Genomic DNA, 19,517 nt, shown 5'->3' on the forward strand with positions numbered 1-19,517 from the left:
AGAATTCCTGGAACAATCGGGCATACTGGAATTCATTTTTGCCACAGGGAAACAATCATGGGCTGGGAGGGCATCGACGAATTTGTCGCCGTGGCGAGCACCCTGCACTTCGGCCAGGCCGCCGATCGGCTCGGCACCTCGACCTCTCACGTGAGCCGGCAGGTGGCCCGACTGGAAGAACGGCTGCAGGCGCGCCTGCTCTATCGCAGCACCCGCAGCGTCGCCCTCACCGAAGCCGGCCACACCTTTCTGCAGCACTGCCGCCGGCTGCAGGAGGCACGCGACGAAGCCCTGCGCGAGGTCAGCGATCTCTCCAGCCAGCCCAAGGGGCTGATCCGCATGACCTGCGCCGTGACCTATGGCGAGCGCTTCGTCGTGCCCCTGGTCAACGACTTCCTCGCCCGTTATCCCGAGGTCAGCCTGGAACTGGACCTGACCAATCGCACCGTCGATCTCCTGCACGAAGGCTACGACCTGGCCATCCGCCTGGGGCGCCTGGCCGATTCCCGCCTGGTAGCGACCCGCCTGGCGCCGCGGGAGCTCTATCTGTGTGCCGCGCCCAGCTACCTGGAGCGCTTCGGCGCACCCCATACCCTGTCGGAACTCGGGCGCCATCGCTGCCTGGTGGGCACCAGCGATATCTGGAGCTTTCGCGAAAACGATCGCGAGGTGCTGCACCGGGTCCAGGGTTCCTGGCGCTGCAACAGCGGTCAGGCGGTGCTGGACGCCGCCCTGCGCGGCTTCGGCCTGTGCCAGCTGCCGGACTACTACGTGCTGCCGCACCTGGCCCGTGGCGAGCTGCGCGCCTTGCTGGACAATCGCCAGCCGCCCAACAGCGCGGTCTGGGCCCTCTACCCGCAGCGGCGCTTTCTCTCGCCGAAGATCCGCCTGCTGGTGGAACACCTCAAACAGGGCCTGAGCACCCCGCGCCCAGGCGCTCGCCACCCATCCGGAAGCTGAGCGCAGCGGAGGAACCGGGTCTTTCGAGCGGCCTTCGAAAGGGTGTCGGTCGTCCTGACCCCGCCCTGCCGGTGGCGTCACGGCGACTCCTGCAGCCGGAGGTCCCATGAACGACACCCTCGATCATCACGCACTCGCCACCTGGATGAAGGAGGCGACCCCACCATGCCTGTCTCTCTACATGCCCACCGAGCGCGCCTTTCCGCAGCGTGAGCAGAATGTCATCCGCTTCAAGAATCTGTTGCGGCAGCTGGAAGCGGATCTCGTCGAGCGCTTTCCCGAAGCCGATCACGCCACGCTGCTGGCGCCGCTGCAGACCCTGGTGGACAACGCCGATTTCTGGCACTACCCGCGCGGCGGCCTGGCCATCCTGCGCGACCGCGATCAGCTCCGGGTGCTCAAGGTACTGGATCCCCTGGAAGAGACCGCCCGGGTCAATCACCACTTCCAGTTGCAGCCGCTGCTGCGCCTGGCCCAGGCGCGGGATCGCTATCAGGTGCTGTGCCTGACCCGCAATCAGGCGCACCTGTTCGAAGGCAACCGCGACAACCTGGTGGAGGTGGAGCTGGGCGAAGGGGTGCCGCGCACCCTGGAAGACGCCCTTGGCACCGAGCTGACCGAAGGCAACCAGCGCGGCCTGCCCCAGGGCTTCAGCCGGGCCGGCGAGCGTGGCGACTCCATGCAGCACAACGCCGGCGGCATCAGCAAGCATGATGAGCAGGACGCCGACCGCGAGCGCTACTTCCTGGCCCTGGACCGCGCCCTGACCCGGGTGCACAGCAACACCGCTCGCCTACCCCTGGTGCTGGCCGCGCTGCCGGAGCACCAGGCCGCCTTTCGCCGCCTGAGCCAGAACCCCCATCTCTTGCCCGAAGGCATCGCCGGTGATCCCGGTCCCCTGGACAACGACGCCCTGCGTGCCAGGGCCTGGGCGGTGATGGCGCCCCGCATGGAACAGCGACTCGACGACCTGCTGGATACCTACGCCCAGCGTCATGGGCAGGGGCTGGCCTCGGATCGCCTGGAAGACATCGGCGGCGCCCTGCTGGACGCCCGGGTCGACACCCTGCTGGTGGAAGCCGATCGCCATATCCCGGGCTATCTGGACCTGGAACGGCGCCTGCTGGTCCCCACCAAGCCGGAGGGCGCCAATGCCGACGACCTGCTGGACGAACTCAGCTTCCAGGCCCTGCAGCAAGGTGGCGAGGTGCTGGTCCTGCCGCGCGAGCGGATGCCTGGCGGCACCGGCGTGGCGGCCATCTATCGCTACTAGCCGCTGCGCTGGACCGGATTGGCGCTTGAACTAGACTTCAGCGCCAATCCGCCCCTGCCAAGGTTGTCACCATGTCTGCCCTAGCCGCCTTTCGCGAGCGCTATCTGCTGCGCTTCTGGGCGCCCCTGCCCACGCTGATCGCCCTCGGCGTCGCCTCGGCCTACTACTTCGCCCTGACCGGAACCTTCTGGGCCGTGACTGGCGAATTCACCCGCTGGGGCGGCCACGTGCTGGCCTGGTTCGGCGTCCCGGTAAGGGACTGGAGCTATTTCCGGCTGATCGGCCTGCAGGGCACGCCCCTGGATCGCATCGATGGCATCATGATCATCGGCATGCTGCTGGGCGCCCTGGCCTGCGCCCTCTGGGCCGGCAACGTCGGCCTGCGCTGGCCCACCAGTCGCCGCCGGCTGCTCCAGGGCCTGGTCGGCGGCATTATCGCCGGCTTCGGTGCCCGCCTGGCCATGGGTTGCAACCTGGCGGCCTTCTTTACCGGCATCCCCATGTTCTCGCTGCATGCCTGGGCCTTCATGCTGGCCGCGGTGGCCGGCGCCTGGCTTGGCGTGAAGCTGACCCTGCTGCCCTGGCTGCGCATTCCGCTGAAGGTCACCGCCCGCGCCGCCACCCTGCCCGATGCCGGGCAACTGGCCCGGTGCGCGCGTCGCCAGGCGCAGCTGGGTCTCGCCGTGCTGGTAGTGGCGCTGCTCTTCGCCGCCTGGCGTTTCGAGGTCTCCCTGGTCTTGGGTCTGGCCACCCTCTTCGGCCTGGTCTTCGGTGGCCTGATTGAGCGGGCGCAGATCTGCTTCACCAGCGCCGCCCGCGACCTCTGGACCACTGGCCGTACCCAGGCGGCGACCGGCATCCTGCTGGGCATGGCGGTGGCCTGCCTCGGCACCTTTGGCGCCATCCAGCTGGGCATGGCGCCCAAGATCTTCTGGATGGGCCCCAACGCCGTGATCGGCGGCCTGGTGTTTGGTGTCGGCATCGTCCTCGCCGGTGGCTGCGAGACCGGCTGGATGTACCGCGCGGTGGAAGGCCAGCTGCATTTCTGGGTGGTGGGCCTGGGTAACGTCATCGGCGGGACCCTGGTGGCGGTCTACTGAGACCGCCTGGGCAGCATCCTCGCCCTGCCCTATCCCAGGATCAATCTGCTGCAGCAGGCAGGCCCCGGCAGCGGCCTGCTGCTGACCTTTGCCGGCCTGGCCCTCTGCCTGCTGCTGGTCCAACTCAACGCCCGCCGTTTCACTCGCCCCGGGAAGCCTGTCCATGACGCTCGCCAAGACGCCGACGCTGTCGCTTGATCTACGGGGCGAACACTGCCCCTACAACGCCATCGCCACCCTGGAGACCTTGCAGACCCTGCAGCCCGGCGATCTCCTGGAGGTGATCACCGATTGCGCCCAGTCGATCCACGGCATTCCGGAAGATACCCGGCGCCAGGGCTACGATTGCCAGGCGGTGGAACAGCATGGCGCGCTGTTCCGCTTTCTCATCGAGGTTCCGCTGCGGGCCTGAGGGCTAGGCCTCGGCGAAGACACTTTGCAGTCGCTGCAGGTCTTCGGGGGTGGTGACCTTGATGTTGTCCGCCCGGCCTTCGACCAGGCGCGGCGCATGCCCCGCCCACTCCATGGCCGAGGCCTCGTCGGTGATGGCGGCGCCCGCGGCCAGACCGGCGCTCAGGGCGTCTCGCAGCGCACCGAGGCGGAACATCTGCGGCGTATAGGCCAGCCAGACCTGGCTGCGATCCACGGTTTCGCTCACCCGGCCATCGCGGCCAACGCGCTTGAGGGTATCCCGCGCCGGCACGCCCAGGAGACCACCCACCGGGTCCTGGGCCAGTTCGGCCAGTAGCCGATCCAGATCGGCGCGGCAGAGATTGGGCCGGGCAGCATCGTGCACCAGCACCCAGTCGCCATCGTTGGCGCCCTGCTCGCTCAGCAGCAGCAGGCCACCCAGCACCGAGTCGGCGCGCTCACGCCCACCCGGGGCGCGCAGGATGCGGGCGTCGCGGGCACAGGCCAGCGTCGGCCACCAGGGATCTTCCGCCGCCAGGCTCACCGCCAGGCCGCGCAGGCGCGGATGGTCGAGAAAACAGTCGAGGGTGCGCTCCAGCAGGCTGCGGCCGCACAGGTCGAGGTATTGCTTGGGTCGGTCGGCACGCATCCGCGCACCCACGCCCGCGGCGGGAATGACCGCCCAGAAGGAAGGCAGAAGGGACATTATTTGGATTGCAGGAAGAGGGTTTCGCCTTGTTTAACCATGCCGAGTTCGTGGCGGGCACGCTCCTCGACGGTCTCCATGCCTTTCTTGAGCTCGACGACCTCGGCTTCGAGGATCTCGTTGCGCTCCAGCAGGCGCTTGTTCTCACCATTCTGGTCGGCGATCTGCTGCTTGAGTTCGCGCACCTGGGCGAAGCTGCCATCACCGACCCACAGGCGATACTGAAGACCGCCGAGCAGCAGGAGCAGGAAGGGGAACAGCCAGTAGGGACTTCGCATGGGAGATAACGGATTCGCGGACGGCGGATGCCGCAAAGGCGGCGGCAGAGACGAAAACAGGATAGAAGCCCGGCTCTACGCTTGTAAACTGGGCATCTATCCTGTGGTCCGTCGGACGTGGCGGAAGGCGACGACCTCTGTCATCGCCTCCCCGGTCGCGCAACCCTTAGCTGCGGAACTCGGCACGACCGCGGTAAGGTGCCTTGGCACCCAGCTGCTCTTCGATGCGCAGCAGCTGGTTGTACTTGGAGACGCGATCGGAACGGCACAGCGAACCGGTCTTGATCTGACCGGCGGCGGTGCCCACGGCCAGGTCGGCGATGGTGGAGTCTTCGGTCTCGCCGCTGCGGTGGGAGATCACCGCGGTGTAGCCGGCGGCCTTGGCCATCTGGATGGCTTCCAGGGTCTCGGTCAAGGAGCCGATCTGGTTGAACTTGATCAGGATCGAGTTACCGATGCCCTTCTCGATGCCTTCCTTGAGGATCTTGGTGTTGGTGACGAACAGGTCGTCGCCCACCAGCTGCACCTTGCTGCCGATCTTGTCGGTCAGGGCCTTCCAGCCAGCCCAGTCGGACTCGTCCATGCCGTCTTCGATGGAGATGATCGGGAACTGCTCGGTCAGCCCGGCCAGGTAGTCGGCGAAACCGTTGGCGTCGAAGGCCTTGCCCTCGCCGGACAGGTCGTACTGGCCGTCCTTGTAGAACTCGCTGGAGGCGCAGTCCAGGGCCAGGGTCACGTCGGTGCCCAGCTCGTAACCGGCATTCTTAACCGCTTCGGCGATGGCGGCCAGGGCGTCGGCGTTGGAGGCCAGGTTGGGCGCGAAGCCGCCTTCGTCACCCACGGAGGTGCTCAGGCCACGAGCCTTGAGCACGGCTTTGAGGTGATGGAAGATCTCGGCACCCACGCGCAGGGCATCGGCAAAGCTCTTGGCGCCAACCGGCTGGACCATGAATTCCTGGATGTCGACGTTGTTGTCGGCATGCTCGCCGCCGTTGATGATGTTCATCATCGGCACCGGCATGGAGTACTGACCGGGGGTGCCGTTCAGGTTGGCGATGTGGGCGTAGAGCGGCAGGTCCTGGTCTTCGGCAGCGGCCTTGGCGGCCGCCAGGGACACGGCCAGGATGGCGTTGGCGCCCAGCTTGGCCTTGTTGTCGGTACCGTCCAGCTCGATCATGGCGCGGTCCAGGGCCTTCTGGTCGCTCGGATCCTTGCCCAGCAGCAGGTCACGGATCGGGCCGTTGATGTTGCCCACGGCCTTCAGGACGCCCTTGCCCAGGTAACGGCTCTTGTCGCCGTCGCGCAGCTCCAGTGCCTCGCGCGAACCGGTGGACGCGCCGGACGGCGCGGTGGCGCGACCGACGATACCATTGTCCAGGATCACGTCCGCTTCAACGGTGGGGTTGCCGCGGGAATCCAGGACCTCACGTCCCTTGATGTCGACGATGTTAGCCATTTTTGTATCGATCTCCATGTTACCGGTCATTGACGGATCAGCCTTCGGCTGCGCCTGGGCCTTTTGGTTCAGCCGCCGCTTAGGCAGTTTCGATCGGCGTGAACGACTTCACCAGCTCGTCCAGCGCCTTGAGCTGGGCCAGGAAGGGCTCCAGCTTGTCCAGGCGCAGGGCGCAGGGGCCGTCGCACTTGGCATGTTCGGGATCCGGATGGGCTTCGAGGAACAGACCGGCCAGGCCCTGGCTCATGCCGGCCTTGGCCAGGTCGGTGACCTGGGCGCGGCGGCCGCCGGCGGAGTCGGCACGCCCGCCCGGCATCTGCAGGGCATGGGTGACGTCGAAGAAAACCGGGTAGCCGAAGCTCTTCATGATGCCGAAGCCGAGCATGTCGACCACCAGGTTGTTGTAGCCGAAGGAGGAGCCCCGCTCGCAGAGGATCAGCTGGTCGTTGCCGGCTTCTTCGCACTTGGCGAGGATGTGCTTCATCTCCTGGGGCGCGAGGAACTGGGCCTTCTTGATGTTGATCACGGCGTCGGTCTTGGCCATGGCCACCACCAGATCGGTCTGCCGCGAGAGGAAGGCCGGCAGCTGGATGATGTCGCACACCGCCGCCACCGGGGCGGCCTGGTAGGGCTCGTGGACGTCGGTGATCACCGGCATGCCGAAGGTGGCCTTGAGCTCTTCGAAGATGCGCAGACCGGCTTCCATGCCCGGACCGCGATAGCTGGTCACGGAGGAGCGGTTGGCCTTGTCGAAGCTGGCCTTGAAGACGTAGGGGATGCCCAGCTTCTCGGTCACCTTGACGTATTGCTCGCACACCTGCATGGCCAGGTCGCGGGATTCCAGCACGTTCATGCCGCCGAACAGCACGAAGGGCTTGTCGTTGGCGATCTCGATGTTGCCGACGCGGACGATCTTCTGAACGGTCATGATCAATCCTTCTTGGCGTAACGCAGTGCGGCGTTGACGAAGCCGCTGAACAGCGGATGGCCGTCACGCGGGGTGGAGGTGAACTCCGGGTGGAACTGACAGGCGACGAACCAGGGATGATCCGGGGCTTCCACCACCTCGACCAGGGCGCCGTCGCCCGAGCGACCGGAGATTTTCAGGCCGGCGGCCTCAATCTGCGGCAGGAGGTTGTTGTTGACCTCGTAGCGGTGACGGTGGCGCTCGACGATGACGTCCTGGCCGTAGCAGTCGTGCACCTGGGTACCGCCGATCAACTGGCACTCCTGGGCGCCAAGGCGCATGGTGCCGCCCAGGTCGGAGCCTTCGGTACGGATCTCGGTGGCGCCGGTGGAATCCTGCCATTCGGTGATCAGGCCGACCACCGGGTGGCCACTGGCCTTGTCGAATTCGGTGGAGTTGGCGTCTTTCCAGCCCAGCACGTTACGAGCGAATTCGATAACCGCCACCTGCATGCCCAGGCAGATGCCCAGGTAGGGGATCTTGTTCTCGCGGGCGTACTGCACAGTGGCGATCTTGCCTTCCACGCCGCGCAGGCCGAAGCCGCCGGGCACCAGGATGGCGTCCACGCCCTTGAGCAGATGGGTGCCCTGCTGCTCGATGTGCTCGGAGTCGATATAGCGCAGGTTGACCTTGGTGCGGCTCTGGATGCCGGCGTGGGTCATGGCCTCGATCAGCGACTTGTAGGCGTCGAGCAGCTCCATGTACTTGCCGACCATGGCGATGGTGACTTCCTGCTCGGGGTTAAGCTTGGCGTCCACCACGCGATCCCACTCGGACAGATCGGCCGGCTTGCATTCCAGGCCGAAGCGCTCGACGACGAATTCGTCCAGGCCCTGGGCGTGCAGCACGGAGGGAATGCGGTAGATGGTGTCGACGTCTTCCAGGGAGATGACCGCGCGCTCTTCGACGTTGGTGAAGAGCGCGATCTTGCGGCGGGAAGAGCTGTCGACGGTGTGGTCGGAACGGCAGATCAGCACATCGGGCTGCAGGCCGATGGAGCGCAGTTCCTTGACCGAATGCTGGGTCGGCTTGGTCTTGGTCTCGCCGGCGGTGGCGATGTAGGGGACCAGGGTCAGGTGCATCAGCATGGCACGGCGCGCGCCGATCTCCACCCGCAGCTGGCGGATGGCTTCGAGGAAGGGCTGCGACTCGATGTCACCGACGGTGCCGCCGATCTCCACCAGGGCTACGTCGGCATCGCCGGCGCCCTTGATGATGCGCCGCTTGATCTCGTCGGTGATGTGCGGGATCACCTGCACGGTGGCGCCCAGGTAGTCGCCACGACGCTCCTTGCGCAGGACGTCCATGTAGATGCGACCGGTGGTGAAGTTGTTGTTCTGGGTCACGGTGGTGCGGATGAATCGCTCGTAGTGACCCAGATCCAGATCGGTCTCGGCGCCGTCATGGGTGACGAACACCTCGCCGTGCTGGAAGGGGCTCATGGTGCCGGGATCCACGTTGATGTAGGGATCCAGCTTGAGCATGGTGACCTTCAGCCCTCTCGCTTCCAGAATGGCGCCCAGGGAGGCCGAGGCGATGCCTTTCCCCAAAGAAGAAACAACACCGCCCGTGACGAAAATAAAGCGCGTCATGAAAATTCCTAGAATCTGCGTTGAGGCGGAGAGCCGCCGATGAAAGCGAGAGCGGTCGGCCTGGCGCCGGACCAATGCACACCGTCCACTCGGGGCGAGCGGAAAATGCGATATAAGACGGGAGCGTAGTCTAGCCTAAAGGTCATCCCAGCTCAAACCCGCCCATGCCGTCTGCGGGCTGCCACTCAAGCCGCCCTCCCCCCGGCAGGCCATCCAGACCGGGCAGGTTGGCCACCGCCAGCAGTTCGTCGCCGCGCCAGAGCAGCGGCAATCGGCCGCGCAGGAACGGCGGCACCCCCTGTTCGTTGAGCAGACGCTTGAGATCGCGACTGCCGCGACCCGGTACGACCAGCCGCTCGCCGCCCTGGCGATAGCCGATTCGCCAGCCGGATACGACGACCGGTACGCTGAATCGCAGGCGACCATTCCCCTGGAGTTCCAGGGTGGTTTCCTGCCCGTTAATGACCTGGGGTGACGGCGTGACCTGCCAGGCCGCAGGCACCCACCAGATCCGCCCTGCCCCCCGGCGCAGACTGCCACCTTCGAGACGCCAGACGGGATCGCCGGCCTCGCCCGCCTCGCGCAATGCCTGCCAACCGGCCCAGTGGGCGCTGTCGGGCTGGCGGGTGAAGCTGTCCAGCCAGACCCGCAGGGCATTGCGCTGGCGTGCCTCGCTCAGGGACTGCAAGGGCGCCAGGGCCAGACTGCGCAAGGGGATCCAGGGGAAAGGCTGTTCGGCCCGCCGGGCCTGCTGCAGATCCAGGCTGGCCAGTTCGCCGAGCAATTCGTCGGCTTCGGCCAGATGCCGGGCACTGCGCGCCATGACCTGATCGACGCCCGGCCAGCGGTCGCGTAGCCGCGGCAGCACCTGGTGCCTCACGTAATTGCGATCCAGCCGGGTATCGGCATTGCTGGGATCCTCGATCCAGTCCAGCCCCTCGGCTTCGGCATAGGCCAGCAGCGCGCGCCGCGGCTCGTCCAGCAGCGGTCGCCAGAGCCGACCGGCGGCCAAGGAACGGGTCTCGGGCATGCCGGCCAGGCCCTTGACCCCCGCGCCGCGCACCAGCCGCTGCAGCAGGGTCTCCAGCTGATCGTCGCGATGCTGGCCCAGCACCAGGCAGCCCTCCCTGGGCAGCACCCGGGCGAAGGCGGCATAGCGCGCCTCGCGGGCAGCCCGTTCGAGACTGGCGGCGCCATCGATGTGGACGTGCAGGATATCGAGAGGAATGGCCAGCGCTTGGCAGACCCGGGTGCAGTGCGAGACCCAGGCATCCGCCGCGGCTTGCAGACCATGGTGCACATGCACCGCCTGCAGATCGGCGAACAGGCCGCGCTCGCGCAGTCGCGCGAAGAGGTGCAGGAGAACGGTGGAATCGAGTCCGCCGGAAAAGCCCACCCGCCAGTGACGGGTGGGCGGCTGCCGCTCCAGGCGGGCGCGCAGCCGATCCAGCAGACTCATAGGGGCGGGATCAGGCGATGCCGTAGCTCATCAGGCGCTCGTAGCGACGTTCCAGCAGCGCCGGCATGTCGTAGCCCTTGAGTTCGTCCAGCTGTTCCAGCAGCGCGGTGCGCAGGCTGTTGGCCATGGCCTGGGGATCGCGGTGCGCACCACCCAGGGGCTCGTCGATCACCTGGTCGACGATGTTCAGGCTCTTCAGTCGCTCGGCGGTGATGCCCATGGCCTCGGCGGCATCGGGCGCCTTCTCGGCGGTCTTCCAGAGAATGGAGGCGCAACCTTCCGGCGAGATCACCGAGTAGGTGGAGTGCTGCAGCATGTTGAGCTGGTCGCAGACGCCGATGGCAAGGGCGCCACCGGAACCACCCTCCCCGATCACGGTGGCGATGATGGGGGTCTTCAGGCGCGCCATGACGCGCAGGTTCCAGGCGATGGCCTCGCTCTGGCCACGCTCTTCGGCGTCGATGCCCGGGTAGGCGCCGGGGGTATCGATGAAGGTCAGGATCGGCATCTTGAAACGCTCGGCCATTTCCATCAGGCGGCAGGCCTTGCGATAGCCTTCCGGACGCGGCATGCCGAAGTTGCGGCGGACCTTCTCGCGGACTTCACGGCCTTTCTGGTGGCCGATGATCATCACCGGACGGCCTTCCAGGCGGGCGATGCCACCGACGATGGCCGGATCGTCGGCGAAGTGGCGGTCGCCGTGCAGCTCTTCGAAATCGCTGAACAGGTAGTTGATGTAGTCGAGGGTGTAGGGACGCAGCGGATGACGCGCCAGACGAGCCACCTGCCAGCTGGACAGGTCGCTGAAGATGCTCTTGGTGAGCGCCTGGCTCTTCTCCTGCAACCGGGCGATCTCGTCACTGATGTTCAGCGCATTGTCGTTACCGACCAGTCGAAGTTCTTCGATCTTGGCCTGGAGATCGGCGATGGGCTGTTCGAAATCGAGATAGTTCGGGTTCATGGGCATCCGTTAGTGCAATCTAGAGCCAAGGGCCGGGGCGCCTACCTTAAGGGATCGGACGGGACAGGTCGAGACTCCTGCCACGTCACCGGCACCCGCCGCTGGCGAGGGTTGGGACGAAGCGCACGAGGCGCTCGGACTTAACGATAGTTCAGAAAGACGTTCTCCCTGCCGAACTGGTCACGCAGGGTTTGAATCAGGCCGTCGGCCGGGTCGATCCGGTAGTTCTCGCCGAACTGCAGCAGCGCCCGCGCGGTGGGGCCCTGGTAGTCGATGGTGACCGGACAGGCGCCGCGATGACGACCGCACAACTCGCCCAGCCAGCGCAGCCGGTCGCCGGCCAGCGCCTCGCTGCGCACGGCGATCCTGAGGCTTTCCGCCAGGGCGGTCCGGGCCTCTTCCAGCCCCAGCACGCGCTTGGCACGCAGGCGCAAGCCGCCGGAGAAGTCGTCCTGGCTGACCTCGCCCTCGACGATCACCAGGGCGTCGGTCTGCAGCAGCGCCTGGGCGGCGTTGAAGGCTTCGGCGAACAGCGAGGCCTCGATGCGCCCGGACCTGTCGTCCAGGGTAACGAAGCCCATCTTGTCGCCGCGCTTGTTCTTCATCACCCGCAGGTTGACGATCAGCCCGGCCACGGTCTGGGTCTCGCGCGACGGCTTGAGGTCGACGATGCGCTGGCGCGCCAGCCGGCGCACCTCGCCTTCGTATTCCTCGATGGGGTGACCGGTCAGGTACAGCCCCAGGGTTTCCTTTTCCCCGCGCAGGCGCTCCTTGAGATTGAGCTCGCGGGCGCGACGGTGATTGGCATAGACGTCGGCCTCGGGTTCGGCGAAGACGCCACCGAAGAGATCGACATGGCCACTGTTGTGGCTGCGGGCGGTCTGTTCGGCCGAGGCGATGGCCTCCTCCATGGCGGCCAGCAGCACGGCGCGATTCTGGTCGATGGTCGCCTGATAGGCCTTGAGCTCGTCATGGTAGTGCGGACCCAGGCGATCCAGGGCACCGGAGCGGATCAGGGCTTCCAGGGTGCGCTTGTTGATGCGCTTGAGGTCCACCCGCGCGCAGAAGTCGAAGAGATCCTTGAACGGTCCCTCGGCACGCGCCTCGACGATGGCCTCCACCGGCCCCTCGCCCACGCCCTTGATGGCGCCCAGGCCGTAGACGATGCGCCCGCCGTCGTTCACGGTGAACTTGAACTCGGAGATGTTCACGTCCGGCGTGTCGATGCGCAGCTTCATGTGGCGGCATTCCTCGATGAGGATCACCACCTTGTCGGTGTTGTGCATGTCCGCCGACAGCACCGCGGCCATGAAGGGCGCCGGATAGTGGGTCTTCAGCCAGGCGGTCTGGTAGGACACCAGGCCATAGGCTGCCGAGTGCGACTTGTTGAAGCCGTAGCCGGCGAATTTTTCCACCAGGTCGAAGATGTTGCCGGCTAGGTCCGCATCGATGCCGTTGTTGGCGCAGCCTTCGATGAAGCCGCCGCGCTGCTTGGCCATCTCTTCGGGCTTCTTCTTGCCCATGGCGCGGCGCAGCATGTCCGCCTGGCCCAGGGTGTAGCCGCCCATGACCTGGGCGATCTGCATCACCTGTTCCTGGTAGAGGATGATGCCGTAGGTGGGCGCCAGCACCGGCTGCAGGCCTTCATACTGGTAGTCCGGATGCGGATAGGCCAGCTCGGCGCGGCCGTGCTTGCGGTTGATGAAGTCGTCCACCATGCCCGACTGCAGCGGACCGGGGCGGAACAGCGCCACCAGAGCAATGAGGTCTTCCAGGCAGTCCGGCTTGAGCTTCTTGATCAGCTCCTTCATGCCGCGGGATTCCAGCTGGAAGACGGCGGTGGTCTCGGCCTTCTGCAGCAGGGCATAGGTCGGCTTGTCGTCCAGCGGGATGAAGTCGATGTTGAGCGGCTCGCGCCCCTCTTCCACTTCCGTGCGGTTGATGGTCTCCAGCGCCCACTTGATGATGGTCAGGGTGCGCAGACCGAGGAAGTCGAACTTGACCAGACCGGCCTGCTCGACGTCGTCCTTGTCGAACTGGGTCACCAGGCCATTGCCGTCCTCATCGCAGGCGATGGGCGAGAAATCGGTCAACTTGGTCGGCGCGATCACCACACCACCGGCGTGCTTGCCGGTACCCCGGGTGATGCCCTCGAGCTTCAAGGCCATGTCCCAGATTTCCTTGGCGTCCTCGTCGGTCGCCAGGAAATCGCGCAGCGGCTCCTCCTGCTCGAAGGCTTTCTGCAGGGTCATGCCCACTTCGAAGGGGATCATCTTCGACAGGCGATCGGCCAGGCCATAGGACTTGCCCTGCACCCGCGCCACGTCGCGCACCACCGCCTTGGCGGCCATGGTGCCGAAGGTGATGATCTGGCTCACCGCCTCGCGGCCGTACAGGTCGGCCACGTATTCGATCACCCGGTCGCGACCGTCCATGCAGAAGTCGACGTCGAAGTCGGGCATGGAGATCCGTTCGGGGTTGAGGAAGCGCTCGAACAGCAGGTCATAGGCCAGCGGATCGAGGTCGGTGATCTTGAGTACGTAGGCGACCAGGGAGCCGGCACCCGAGCCCCGGCCGGGGCCGACCGGCACGCCGTTGTTCTTCGCCCACTTGATGAAGTCCATCACGATGAGGAAGTAACCGGGGAAGCCCATCTGGATGATGATGTCGAGCTCGAAGTTGAGCCGGTCGACGTACTCCTGGCGTTTCTCTTCGTAGTTGGGCGTGGTCTCGCGCGGCCAGAGCACGGCCAGGCGCTCTTCCAGGCCCTCGAAGGAGACGTGGCGCAAGTAGTCGTTGATGGTCATCCCGTTGGGGATCGGGAAGTTGGGCAGGAAGTACTTGCCCAGCTGGATCTCGATGTTGCAGCGCTTGGCAATCTCGACGGTGTTTTCCAGCGCCTCGGGCAGGTCGCTGAACAGCTCGGCCATCTCGGCCGCCGACTTCAGGTACTGCTGGTCGCTGTACTTGCGCTCGCGCCGGGGATCGTCCAGCGGCCGGCCCTCGCCGATGCAGACGCGGGTCTCGTGGGCCTCGAAGTCCTCGGCCTTGAGAAAGCGCACATCGTTGGTCGCCACCAGGGCGCCCCCGCAGCGATCGGCCAGGGCCACGGCGGCATGCAGGTGCTCTTCGTCACCGACTCGCTCGGTGCGCTGCACCTCCAGATAGAAGCGATCCTGAAAGACCTGCTGCCATTCCTTGAACAGCTGATCGGCCAGCGCCAGGTCACCTTCGAGCAGCGCCAGGCCGATCTCGCCCTCCTTGGAACCGGACAGGGCGATCAGGCCTTCGCTGGCGTCCTTTACCCAGTCGCGCTGGATGACGATCTGACCGTCCTGCTGGCCTTCCTGGAATCCACGGGACAGCAACTCGGTGAGGTTGCGATAGCCCTTGGCGTTCATGACCAGCAGGGTCATGCGGCTCAGGGGCGCGTCGCCTTCGCGGCCGGCCAGCCAGATGTCGGCGCCGGCGATGGGCTTGATCCCGGCGCCCATGGCCGCCTTGTAGAACTTGACCAGCGAACAGAGGTTGCCCTGGTCTGTCACCGCCACGGCCGGCATCCCGGCGGCTTCGGCAGCCTTGACCAGCCCCTTCACCCGCACGATCCCGTCGACCAGGGAGTATTCCGTGTGGAGACGCAGGTGGACGAAGGATGCGGACATGGCAGAGACCCCTTGATGCATGAGGCGCGAGATTGTACTGGATTGTCGACCCGGGGTCAGAACGCCGCGACGGCCGTCAGTAGGTGGCGATGATCTGGGTGGAGGCCTGGGTCTCGAGGGCGTGCCAGGCATCGCGCACCGGCGCGAAGGAGCGCCGGTGAATGGGCGTGGGCCCCAGGCGCCGGAGCGCGTCGAGATGTTTGGCGGTGGGATAGCCCTTGTGCCCGGCCAGGCCATAGCCCGGATAGAGGGCATCCAGCACCTGCATCTCGCGATCGCGGGTCACCTTGGCCAGGATGGACGCCGCGGCGATCGCCGGGACCTGGCTGTCGCCCTTCACCACCGGCGCACTGGGCACCGCCAGCTTGGGACAGCGATTGCCATCGATCAGGGCCAGCCGCGGCTGCACCTGGAGGCCTTCCACCGCGCGCTGCATGGCCAGCATGGTGGCGTGCAGAATGTTCAGCCGGTCGATCTCGGCGACCTCGGCGCGGGCCACGCACCAGGCCAGGGCCTTTTCCTGGATCTCGTCGAACAGGGCTTCGCGGCGCGCCAGCGACAGCTTCTTCGAATCGTTCAGGCCGAGGATGGGCTTGCCCGGATCGAGAATCACTGCGGCGGTGACCACGGCGCCGCACAGCGGACCTCGACCGACTTCGTCGACGCCGGCGACCAGCGCCTCGACCAGGTTGAAATCCAGGCCCAGCTGCATCAGCCACGCTGCCGCAGAAGATCCAGCACGGCAGCGGCCGCCTGGACCGAGGCATCGCGCCTCAGGCTGTGATGAATGGCGGCGAAGCTGTCGGTCTGCCGCTGCGGCTGCTCCAGCAGCGGCAGGAGTTCGGCCACCAGCCGCTCCGGCGTCGCCTCGTGCTGGATCAGCTCGGGCACCAGCTTGCGCCCGGCCAGGAGGTTGGGCAGCGAGATGTAGGGACTCTTCACCAGCTGCTTGAGGATCAGATAGGTCAGGGGCGCCACCCGATAGGCCACCACCATGGGTCTCTTGAACAGCAGCGTCTCCAGGGTCGCGGTGCCCGAGGCGATCAGCACGCCATCACAGGCGGCCAGCACCTCATGGGATCGCCCATCGGTCAGCAGCAGCGGCAGCGGCGGCCGACCTTCCAGCAACTGCTCCACCTGCGCCCGCCGCGCCGCATTGGCACAGGGCAGAACGAAGCGCACACCAGGACGTACGGCCAGCAACTGGGCGGCAGCGTCGAGGAACAGGGCACCCAGGCGCCCTACTTCACCGCCGCGACTGCCCGGCAACAGGGCGACGACCTGCCCCTCTTCCGGCAAGCCCAGGGCCTGCCGGGCGGCCAGGCGGTCGCTGTCCAGAGGGATGGTATCGGCCAGTGGATGGCCGACGAAGCGCACCGGCACCTGCTGTTCTTCGTAGAAACGCGCTTCGAAAGGAAACAGGGTCAGCATCAGGTCGCAGCCGTCGCGGATCTTCAGCACCCGCTTCTGTCGCCAGGCCCAGACCGAGGGACTGACATAGTGCACGGCCGGAATGCCCGCGCGATGCAGCTGGGCTTCGATCTCGAGGACGAAATCCGGGGCGTCGATGCCGATGAAGACATCGGGACGGGCGTCGAGCAACTGACTGATCAGCGCCTTGCGCCGACCCAGGAGTTCCCGCAGGCGACCGAGTACCTCGACCAGCCCCATGACCGCCAGACGTTCCATGGGAAATTCGGACACCAGCCCTTCGGCTTCCATCCGCGGACCGCCCACGCCCATGAAGGAGATATTCGGATGCTGCGCACGCAGCGCCTGCATCAGACCGGCGCCGAGCAGATCACCCGACGCCTCCCCTGCCACCAGCGCCACGCGTAGCGGGCGCTGGGCGAACTCAGCGGGTGATGCCACGCGTCGCACTCAGGATGGAATCGCGGAACACCGCCACTTCGGGAAACTGCTGAGCCACCGGCTCCAGCTCGCGCAGGGCGTCATCGACGGTGAGGCCCTGGCGGTAGACCACCTTGTAGGCGCGGCGCAATTCCTTGATGGCTTCGGCCGAGAAACCCCGGCGGCGCATGCCTTCGAAGTTCATGCTGCGGGCTTCGGCCGGATTGCCGAACACCGTGACATAGGCCGGTACGTCCTTGCCGATGGCCGTGCCCATGCCGGAAAAGCTGTGGGCGCCGATGCGGCAGAACTGATGCACCAGGGTATAGCCGGACAGGATCGCCCAGTCATCGACGTGCACGTGCCCGGCGAGGGCCGTGTTGTTGACCAGGATGCAGTGATTGCCGATCACGCTGTCATGGCCGATGTGCACATAGGCCATCAGCAGGTTGTGATCGCCAAGGGTCGTCTCTTCCCGATCCTGCACGGTACCGCGATGGATGGTGACCCCTTCGCGGATGGTGTTGTGATCGCCGATCCGCAGCCGGGTCGGTTCGCCCTGATACTTGAGGTCGGGCGTATCCTCGCCGATCGACGAGAACTGGAAGATACGGTTGTGACGCCCGATCACGGTCGGACCCTTGAGGATGACGTGAGGCCCGATGACGGTCCCCTCGCCAATCTCGACATCCGGTCCGATGATCGACCAGGGGCCGACCTGGACATCGGCGGCGAGCCGTGCCTTGGGGTCGACGATAGCCCTGGGGTCAATCAACGTCATAGCTTGCGTTCCGCACAGATGATTTCAGCCGAGCAGACCGGCTTGTCGTCCACACTGGCGTGGCATTCGAATTTCCAGATGCCGCGCTTGGTGCTGATGAAGCGAGCGTCGAGCATCAGCTGATCGCCCGGCGTTACCGGCTGGCGAAACCGCAGCTTATCCGATCCGACGAAGTAGTACAGGGTGCCATCGGCCGGCGAGGAATTCATCATCTTGAAACCGAGCACGCCGGCAGCCTGGGCCATGGCTTCGACGATCAGCACGCCCGGCATGATCGGATGCTGGGGGAAGTGGCCGGTGAAGAAGGGCTCGTTGATGCTGACGTTCTTGTAGGCACGAATGCGCTTGGCTTCGATATCCAGCTCCAGCACGCGATCCACCAATAGAAAGGGATAGCGATGCGGGAGATATTCACGGATCTCGTTGATGTCCATCATGGTCGGGGAAGGCCTGTTCAGAAAGGGGAAACATCCGATGCAGAATCAAGCATCAGAAGCAGCGTCATCCCGCGAGGTCACGGTAGCAACGATTTTTTCCAGATGTTGCAGACGGCGGGCCATGTCGTCGAGGTGACGAATCCGCGCGGCGCTCTTCTTCCATTCGCCGGCCGGCTGCATGGCCGTACCGGAGGAATAGGCGCCGGGCTCGGTAATCGAGCGGGTCACCATGGTCATACCGGTGACGAACACGTGGTCGCACACCTCGATATGACCGACCATGCCCACGCCGCCGGCGATGGTGCAGTGTTTGCCGATCTTGGTGCTGCCAGAGATGCCGACGCAGGCGGCCATGGCGGTGTGCTCACCGACCTGGACGTTGTGCGCGATCATGATCTGGTTGTCGAGTTTGACGCCATTGCTGATGACCGTGTTGGCCAGGGCGCCCCGGTCGATGGTGGTGTTGGCACCGATCTCGACGTCGTCGCCGATCAGTACGCCACCCAGCTGGGCGATCTTCTGCCACTGGCCACGTTCGTTGGCGAAGCCGAAGCCCTCGGCGCCGATCACGGCACCCGATTGCACCACGGCACGCTCGCCGATGGTCACGTCATGATAGAGCGTGACCCGCGGTGCCAGCCAGCTGTCGGCACCGATGACGCTGCGCGCACCCACCACGCAGTGGGCGCCCAGACTGACACCGGCGCCGATGCGCGCCTGGGCCTCGATCACCACGTAGGGACCGATGGCCGCCGTCGGATCGACCTGGGCATCCGCCGCGACCAGCGCGGTGGGATGGATACCGGCTGCGCTGCGCGGCTTGCGATCGAACAGATGGGAAAGGCGCGCATAGGCCAGATAGGGATTCGCCAGGATCAGGGCGTCACCGGCGTAGCCGTCGGCGTCCTTTTCCGTCAGCAGCACGGCCCCGGCCTGGGTGTCGGCCAGGTAGCGGCGGTACTGCGGATTGGCGAGAAAACTCAACTGCTCAGGACCGGCCTCGGGCAGGGTAGCCAGACCGGTCACCAGGCGCTCGGACGAACCGCGTAACTCCACGGTCAACTGGCGGCTTTCCAGCCACTGCGCCAGTTCGCCCAGCGTAAAGGTGCTATGGCTCATCAACGACCCGCGTTCATGCGCTCGATGACCTGGCGCGTGATGTCGTACTGCGGCTTCACGTCCACCACGGCGCCACGCTCCAGCACCAGATCGTAATCGCCCTTCTTCAGCACCTCTTCCACGGCCTTGTCCAGGCGCGGCTTGAGCAGCTTGAGCATGTCGCGATCCGAGGCCGCCTTGGCATCGTTGAGTTCCTTGGACTGGAACTGGAAGTCACGGGCCTTCTGGCGGAAGTCGTTCTCCAGGCGGGTGCGCTCGGCCTGGGCCATCTTGTCACCGCCCTTGTTGAGCTTGTCCTGGATGTCCTTGGCGGAGCTTTCCAGACCCTTGAGCTTGTTCAGCTGGGGACCGAACTTCTTCTCGGAATCCACCGCGTACTTCTTGGCGGCATCGGATTCCAGCAGGGCCATCTGGTAGTTCAGGACAGCTATCTTGGTATCGGCGAACACCGGAGCGGCGACGAGAACGGCAGCGAACAGAGCGTAGCGGGTGTACTTGTGCACA

General features: G+C 65.8%; 17 protein-coding genes and 1 pseudogene. 4 read left to right on the forward strand and 14 right to left on the reverse strand.

The genetic code is table 11. The features are described 5' to 3' along the window. The first annotated feature begins 54 nt into the window (after positions 1-54). From POR01S_RS12005 to yedF, 4 genes and pseudogenes are all read left to right on the forward strand, one after another. Positions 55-960, forward strand: coding sequence for a LysR substrate-binding domain-containing protein (locus tag POR01S_RS12005; RefSeq protein ID WP_108581292.1), 906 nt, complete (start codon positions 55-57; stop codon positions 958-960). 106 nt (positions 961-1,066) lie between these two features. Then, positions 1,067-2,233: a baeRF3 domain-containing protein gene (locus tag POR01S_RS12010; protein WP_042136049.1), complete on the forward strand. Its 1,167-nt coding sequence runs from the start codon at positions 1,067-1,069 to the stop codon at positions 2,231-2,233. Positions 2,234-2,304: 71 nt separating this feature from the next. After that, a pseudogene (gene yedE, locus POR01S_RS12015) lies at positions 2,305-3,531 on the forward strand (selenium metabolism membrane protein YedE/FdhT). Continuing rightward, complete coding sequence (yedF, locus tag POR01S_RS12020) at positions 3,497-3,745, forward strand: sulfurtransferase-like selenium metabolism protein YedF (protein ID WP_007159471.1); 249 nt, start codon at positions 3,497-3,499, stop codon at positions 3,743-3,745. Before yedE ends, yedF begins: the two are co-directional and overlap by 35 nt. Before the next feature lie 3 nt (positions 3,746-3,748). Here yedF and ispD read toward each other — a convergent pair whose 3' ends face one another. The 14 genes from ispD to POR01S_RS12090 form a co-directional block, all read right to left on the reverse strand. After that, entirely contained in the window at positions 3,749-4,450 is a 702-nt protein-coding gene (gene ispD / locus POR01S_RS12025; RefSeq protein ID WP_027602583.1) for a 2-C-methyl-D-erythritol 4-phosphate cytidylyltransferase, read from the reverse strand. Further along, positions 4,450-4,728: a septum formation initiator family protein gene (locus POR01S_RS12030; protein WP_007159473.1), complete on the reverse strand. Its 279-nt coding sequence runs from the start codon at positions 4,726-4,728 to the stop codon at positions 4,450-4,452. The genes ispD and POR01S_RS12030 overlap by 1 nt, the downstream gene beginning before the upstream one ends. Positions 4,729-4,894: 166 nt before the next feature. Further along, positions 4,895-6,184, reverse strand: a complete 1,290-nt coding sequence (gene eno, locus POR01S_RS12035; RefSeq protein WP_007159474.1) for a phosphopyruvate hydratase — start codon at positions 6,182-6,184, stop codon at positions 4,895-4,897. 79 nt (positions 6,185-6,263) lie between these two features. Continuing rightward, positions 6,264-7,112 carry a 3-deoxy-8-phosphooctulonate synthase gene (kdsA, locus tag POR01S_RS12040; RefSeq protein ID WP_042136053.1) on the reverse strand — a complete coding sequence of 283 codons (849 nt, stop codon included), beginning with the start codon at positions 7,110-7,112 and terminating at the stop codon, positions 6,264-6,266. Between the two features lie 2 nt (positions 7,113-7,114). Further along, positions 7,115-8,743, reverse strand: a complete 1,629-nt coding sequence (gene pyrG, locus POR01S_RS12045; RefSeq protein WP_007159476.1) for a CTP synthase — start codon at positions 8,741-8,743, stop codon at positions 7,115-7,117. Between the two features lie 142 nt (positions 8,744-8,885). Continuing rightward, positions 8,886-10,202: a tRNA lysidine(34) synthetase TilS gene (gene tilS, locus POR01S_RS12050; RefSeq protein WP_042136055.1), complete on the reverse strand. Its 1,317-nt coding sequence runs from the start codon at positions 10,200-10,202 to the stop codon at positions 8,886-8,888. Positions 10,203-10,212: 10 nt separating this feature from the next. Then, the gene (locus POR01S_RS12055; protein ID WP_017639042.1) at positions 10,213-11,163 is read right to left on the reverse strand and encodes an acetyl-CoA carboxylase carboxyltransferase subunit alpha; all 951 of its coding nucleotides are present in this window, start codon (positions 11,161-11,163) and stop codon (positions 10,213-10,215) included. A gap of 140 nt (positions 11,164-11,303) precedes the next feature. Further along, positions 11,304-14,825 (reverse strand): DNA polymerase III subunit alpha, encoded by a 3,522-nt coding sequence (gene dnaE / locus POR01S_RS12060; RefSeq protein ID WP_042136057.1) that lies wholly within the window; start codon positions 14,823-14,825, stop codon positions 11,304-11,306. A 76-nt stretch (positions 14,826-14,901) separates the two neighbouring features. Then, positions 14,902-15,537, reverse strand: a complete 636-nt coding sequence (gene rnhB, locus POR01S_RS12065) for a ribonuclease HII (RefSeq protein WP_042136059.1) — start codon at positions 15,535-15,537, stop codon at positions 14,902-14,904. Beyond that, positions 15,537-16,697 (reverse strand): lipid-A-disaccharide synthase, encoded by a 1,161-nt coding sequence (gene lpxB / locus POR01S_RS12070; protein ID WP_042136061.1) that lies wholly within the window; start codon positions 16,695-16,697, stop codon positions 15,537-15,539. Before lpxB ends, rnhB begins: the two co-directional genes overlap by 1 nt. After that, the gene (lpxA, locus tag POR01S_RS12075) at positions 16,681-17,457 is read right to left on the reverse strand and encodes an acyl-ACP--UDP-N-acetylglucosamine O-acyltransferase (protein WP_007159482.1); all 777 of its coding nucleotides are present in this window, start codon (positions 17,455-17,457) and stop codon (positions 16,681-16,683) included. The genes lpxB and lpxA overlap by 17 nt, the downstream gene beginning before the upstream one ends. Beyond that, positions 17,454-17,894 (reverse strand): 3-hydroxyacyl-ACP dehydratase FabZ, encoded by a 441-nt coding sequence (gene fabZ / locus POR01S_RS12080; protein ID WP_007159483.1) that lies wholly within the window; start codon positions 17,892-17,894, stop codon positions 17,454-17,456. Before fabZ ends, lpxA begins: the two co-directional genes overlap by 4 nt. A 45-nt stretch (positions 17,895-17,939) precedes the next feature. Continuing rightward, on the reverse strand, positions 17,940-19,013 hold the full coding sequence (gene lpxD / locus POR01S_RS12085) for a UDP-3-O-(3-hydroxymyristoyl)glucosamine N-acyltransferase (RefSeq protein ID WP_042136064.1): 1,074 nt from the start codon (positions 19,011-19,013) through the stop codon (positions 17,940-17,942). After that, on the reverse strand, positions 19,013-19,516 hold the full coding sequence (locus POR01S_RS12090) for an OmpH/Skp family outer membrane protein (RefSeq protein WP_007159485.1): 504 nt from the start codon (positions 19,514-19,516) through the stop codon (positions 19,013-19,015). Before POR01S_RS12090 ends, lpxD begins: the two co-directional genes overlap by 1 nt. Position 19,517: the final 1 nt, after the last annotated feature.

It is taken from the genome of Pseudomonas oryzihabitans NBRC 102199 (assembly GCF_000730625.1).
In the GTDB taxonomy this organism is placed as follows: domain Bacteria; phylum Pseudomonadota; class Gammaproteobacteria; order Pseudomonadales; family Pseudomonadaceae; genus Chryseomonas; species Chryseomonas oryzihabitans.

Excerpts from the sequence above, each read along its gene's own strand:
- pyrG (WP_007159476.1), bottom strand. The coding sequence starts at position 8,743 with ATGACGCGCTTTATTTTCGTCACGGGCGGTGTTGTTTCTTCTTTGGGG.
- lpxA (WP_007159482.1), bottom strand. The coding sequence starts at position 17,457 with ATGACGTTGATTGACCCCAGGGCTATCGTCGACCCCAAGGCACGGCTC.
- kdsA (WP_042136053.1), bottom strand. The coding sequence starts at position 7,112 with ATGACCGTTCAGAAGATCGTCCGCGTCGGCAACATCGAGATCGCCAAC.
- dnaE (WP_042136057.1), bottom strand. The coding sequence starts at position 14,825 with ATGTCCGCATCCTTCGTCCACCTGCGTCTCCACACGGAATACTCCCTG.
- yedF (WP_007159471.1), top strand. The coding sequence starts at position 3,497 with ATGACGCTCGCCAAGACGCCGACGCTGTCGCTTGATCTACGGGGCGAA.
- tilS (WP_042136055.1), bottom strand. The coding sequence starts at position 10,202 with ATGAGTCTGCTGGATCGGCTGCGCGCCCGCCTGGAGCGGCAGCCGCCC.
- fabZ (WP_007159483.1), bottom strand. The coding sequence starts at position 17,894 with ATGATGGACATCAACGAGATCCGTGAATATCTCCCGCATCGCTATCCC.
- rnhB (WP_042136059.1), bottom strand. The coding sequence starts at position 15,537 with ATGCAGCTGGGCCTGGATTTCAACCTGGTCGAGGCGCTGGTCGCCGGC.
- POR01S_RS12030 (WP_007159473.1), bottom strand. The coding sequence starts at position 4,728 with ATGCGAAGTCCCTACTGGCTGTTCCCCTTCCTGCTCCTGCTGCTCGGC.
- eno (WP_007159474.1), bottom strand. The coding sequence starts at position 6,184 with ATGGCTAACATCGTCGACATCAAGGGACGTGAGGTCCTGGATTCCCGC.
- POR01S_RS12055 (WP_017639042.1), bottom strand. The coding sequence starts at position 11,163 with ATGAACCCGAACTATCTCGATTTCGAACAGCCCATCGCCGATCTCCAG.
- POR01S_RS12010 (WP_042136049.1), top strand. The coding sequence starts at position 1,067 with ATGAACGACACCCTCGATCATCACGCACTCGCCACCTGGATGAAGGAG.
- ispD (WP_027602583.1), bottom strand. The coding sequence starts at position 4,450 with ATGTCCCTTCTGCCTTCCTTCTGGGCGGTCATTCCCGCCGCGGGCGTG.
- lpxD (WP_042136064.1), bottom strand. The coding sequence starts at position 19,013 with ATGAGCCATAGCACCTTTACGCTGGGCGAACTGGCGCAGTGGCTGGAA.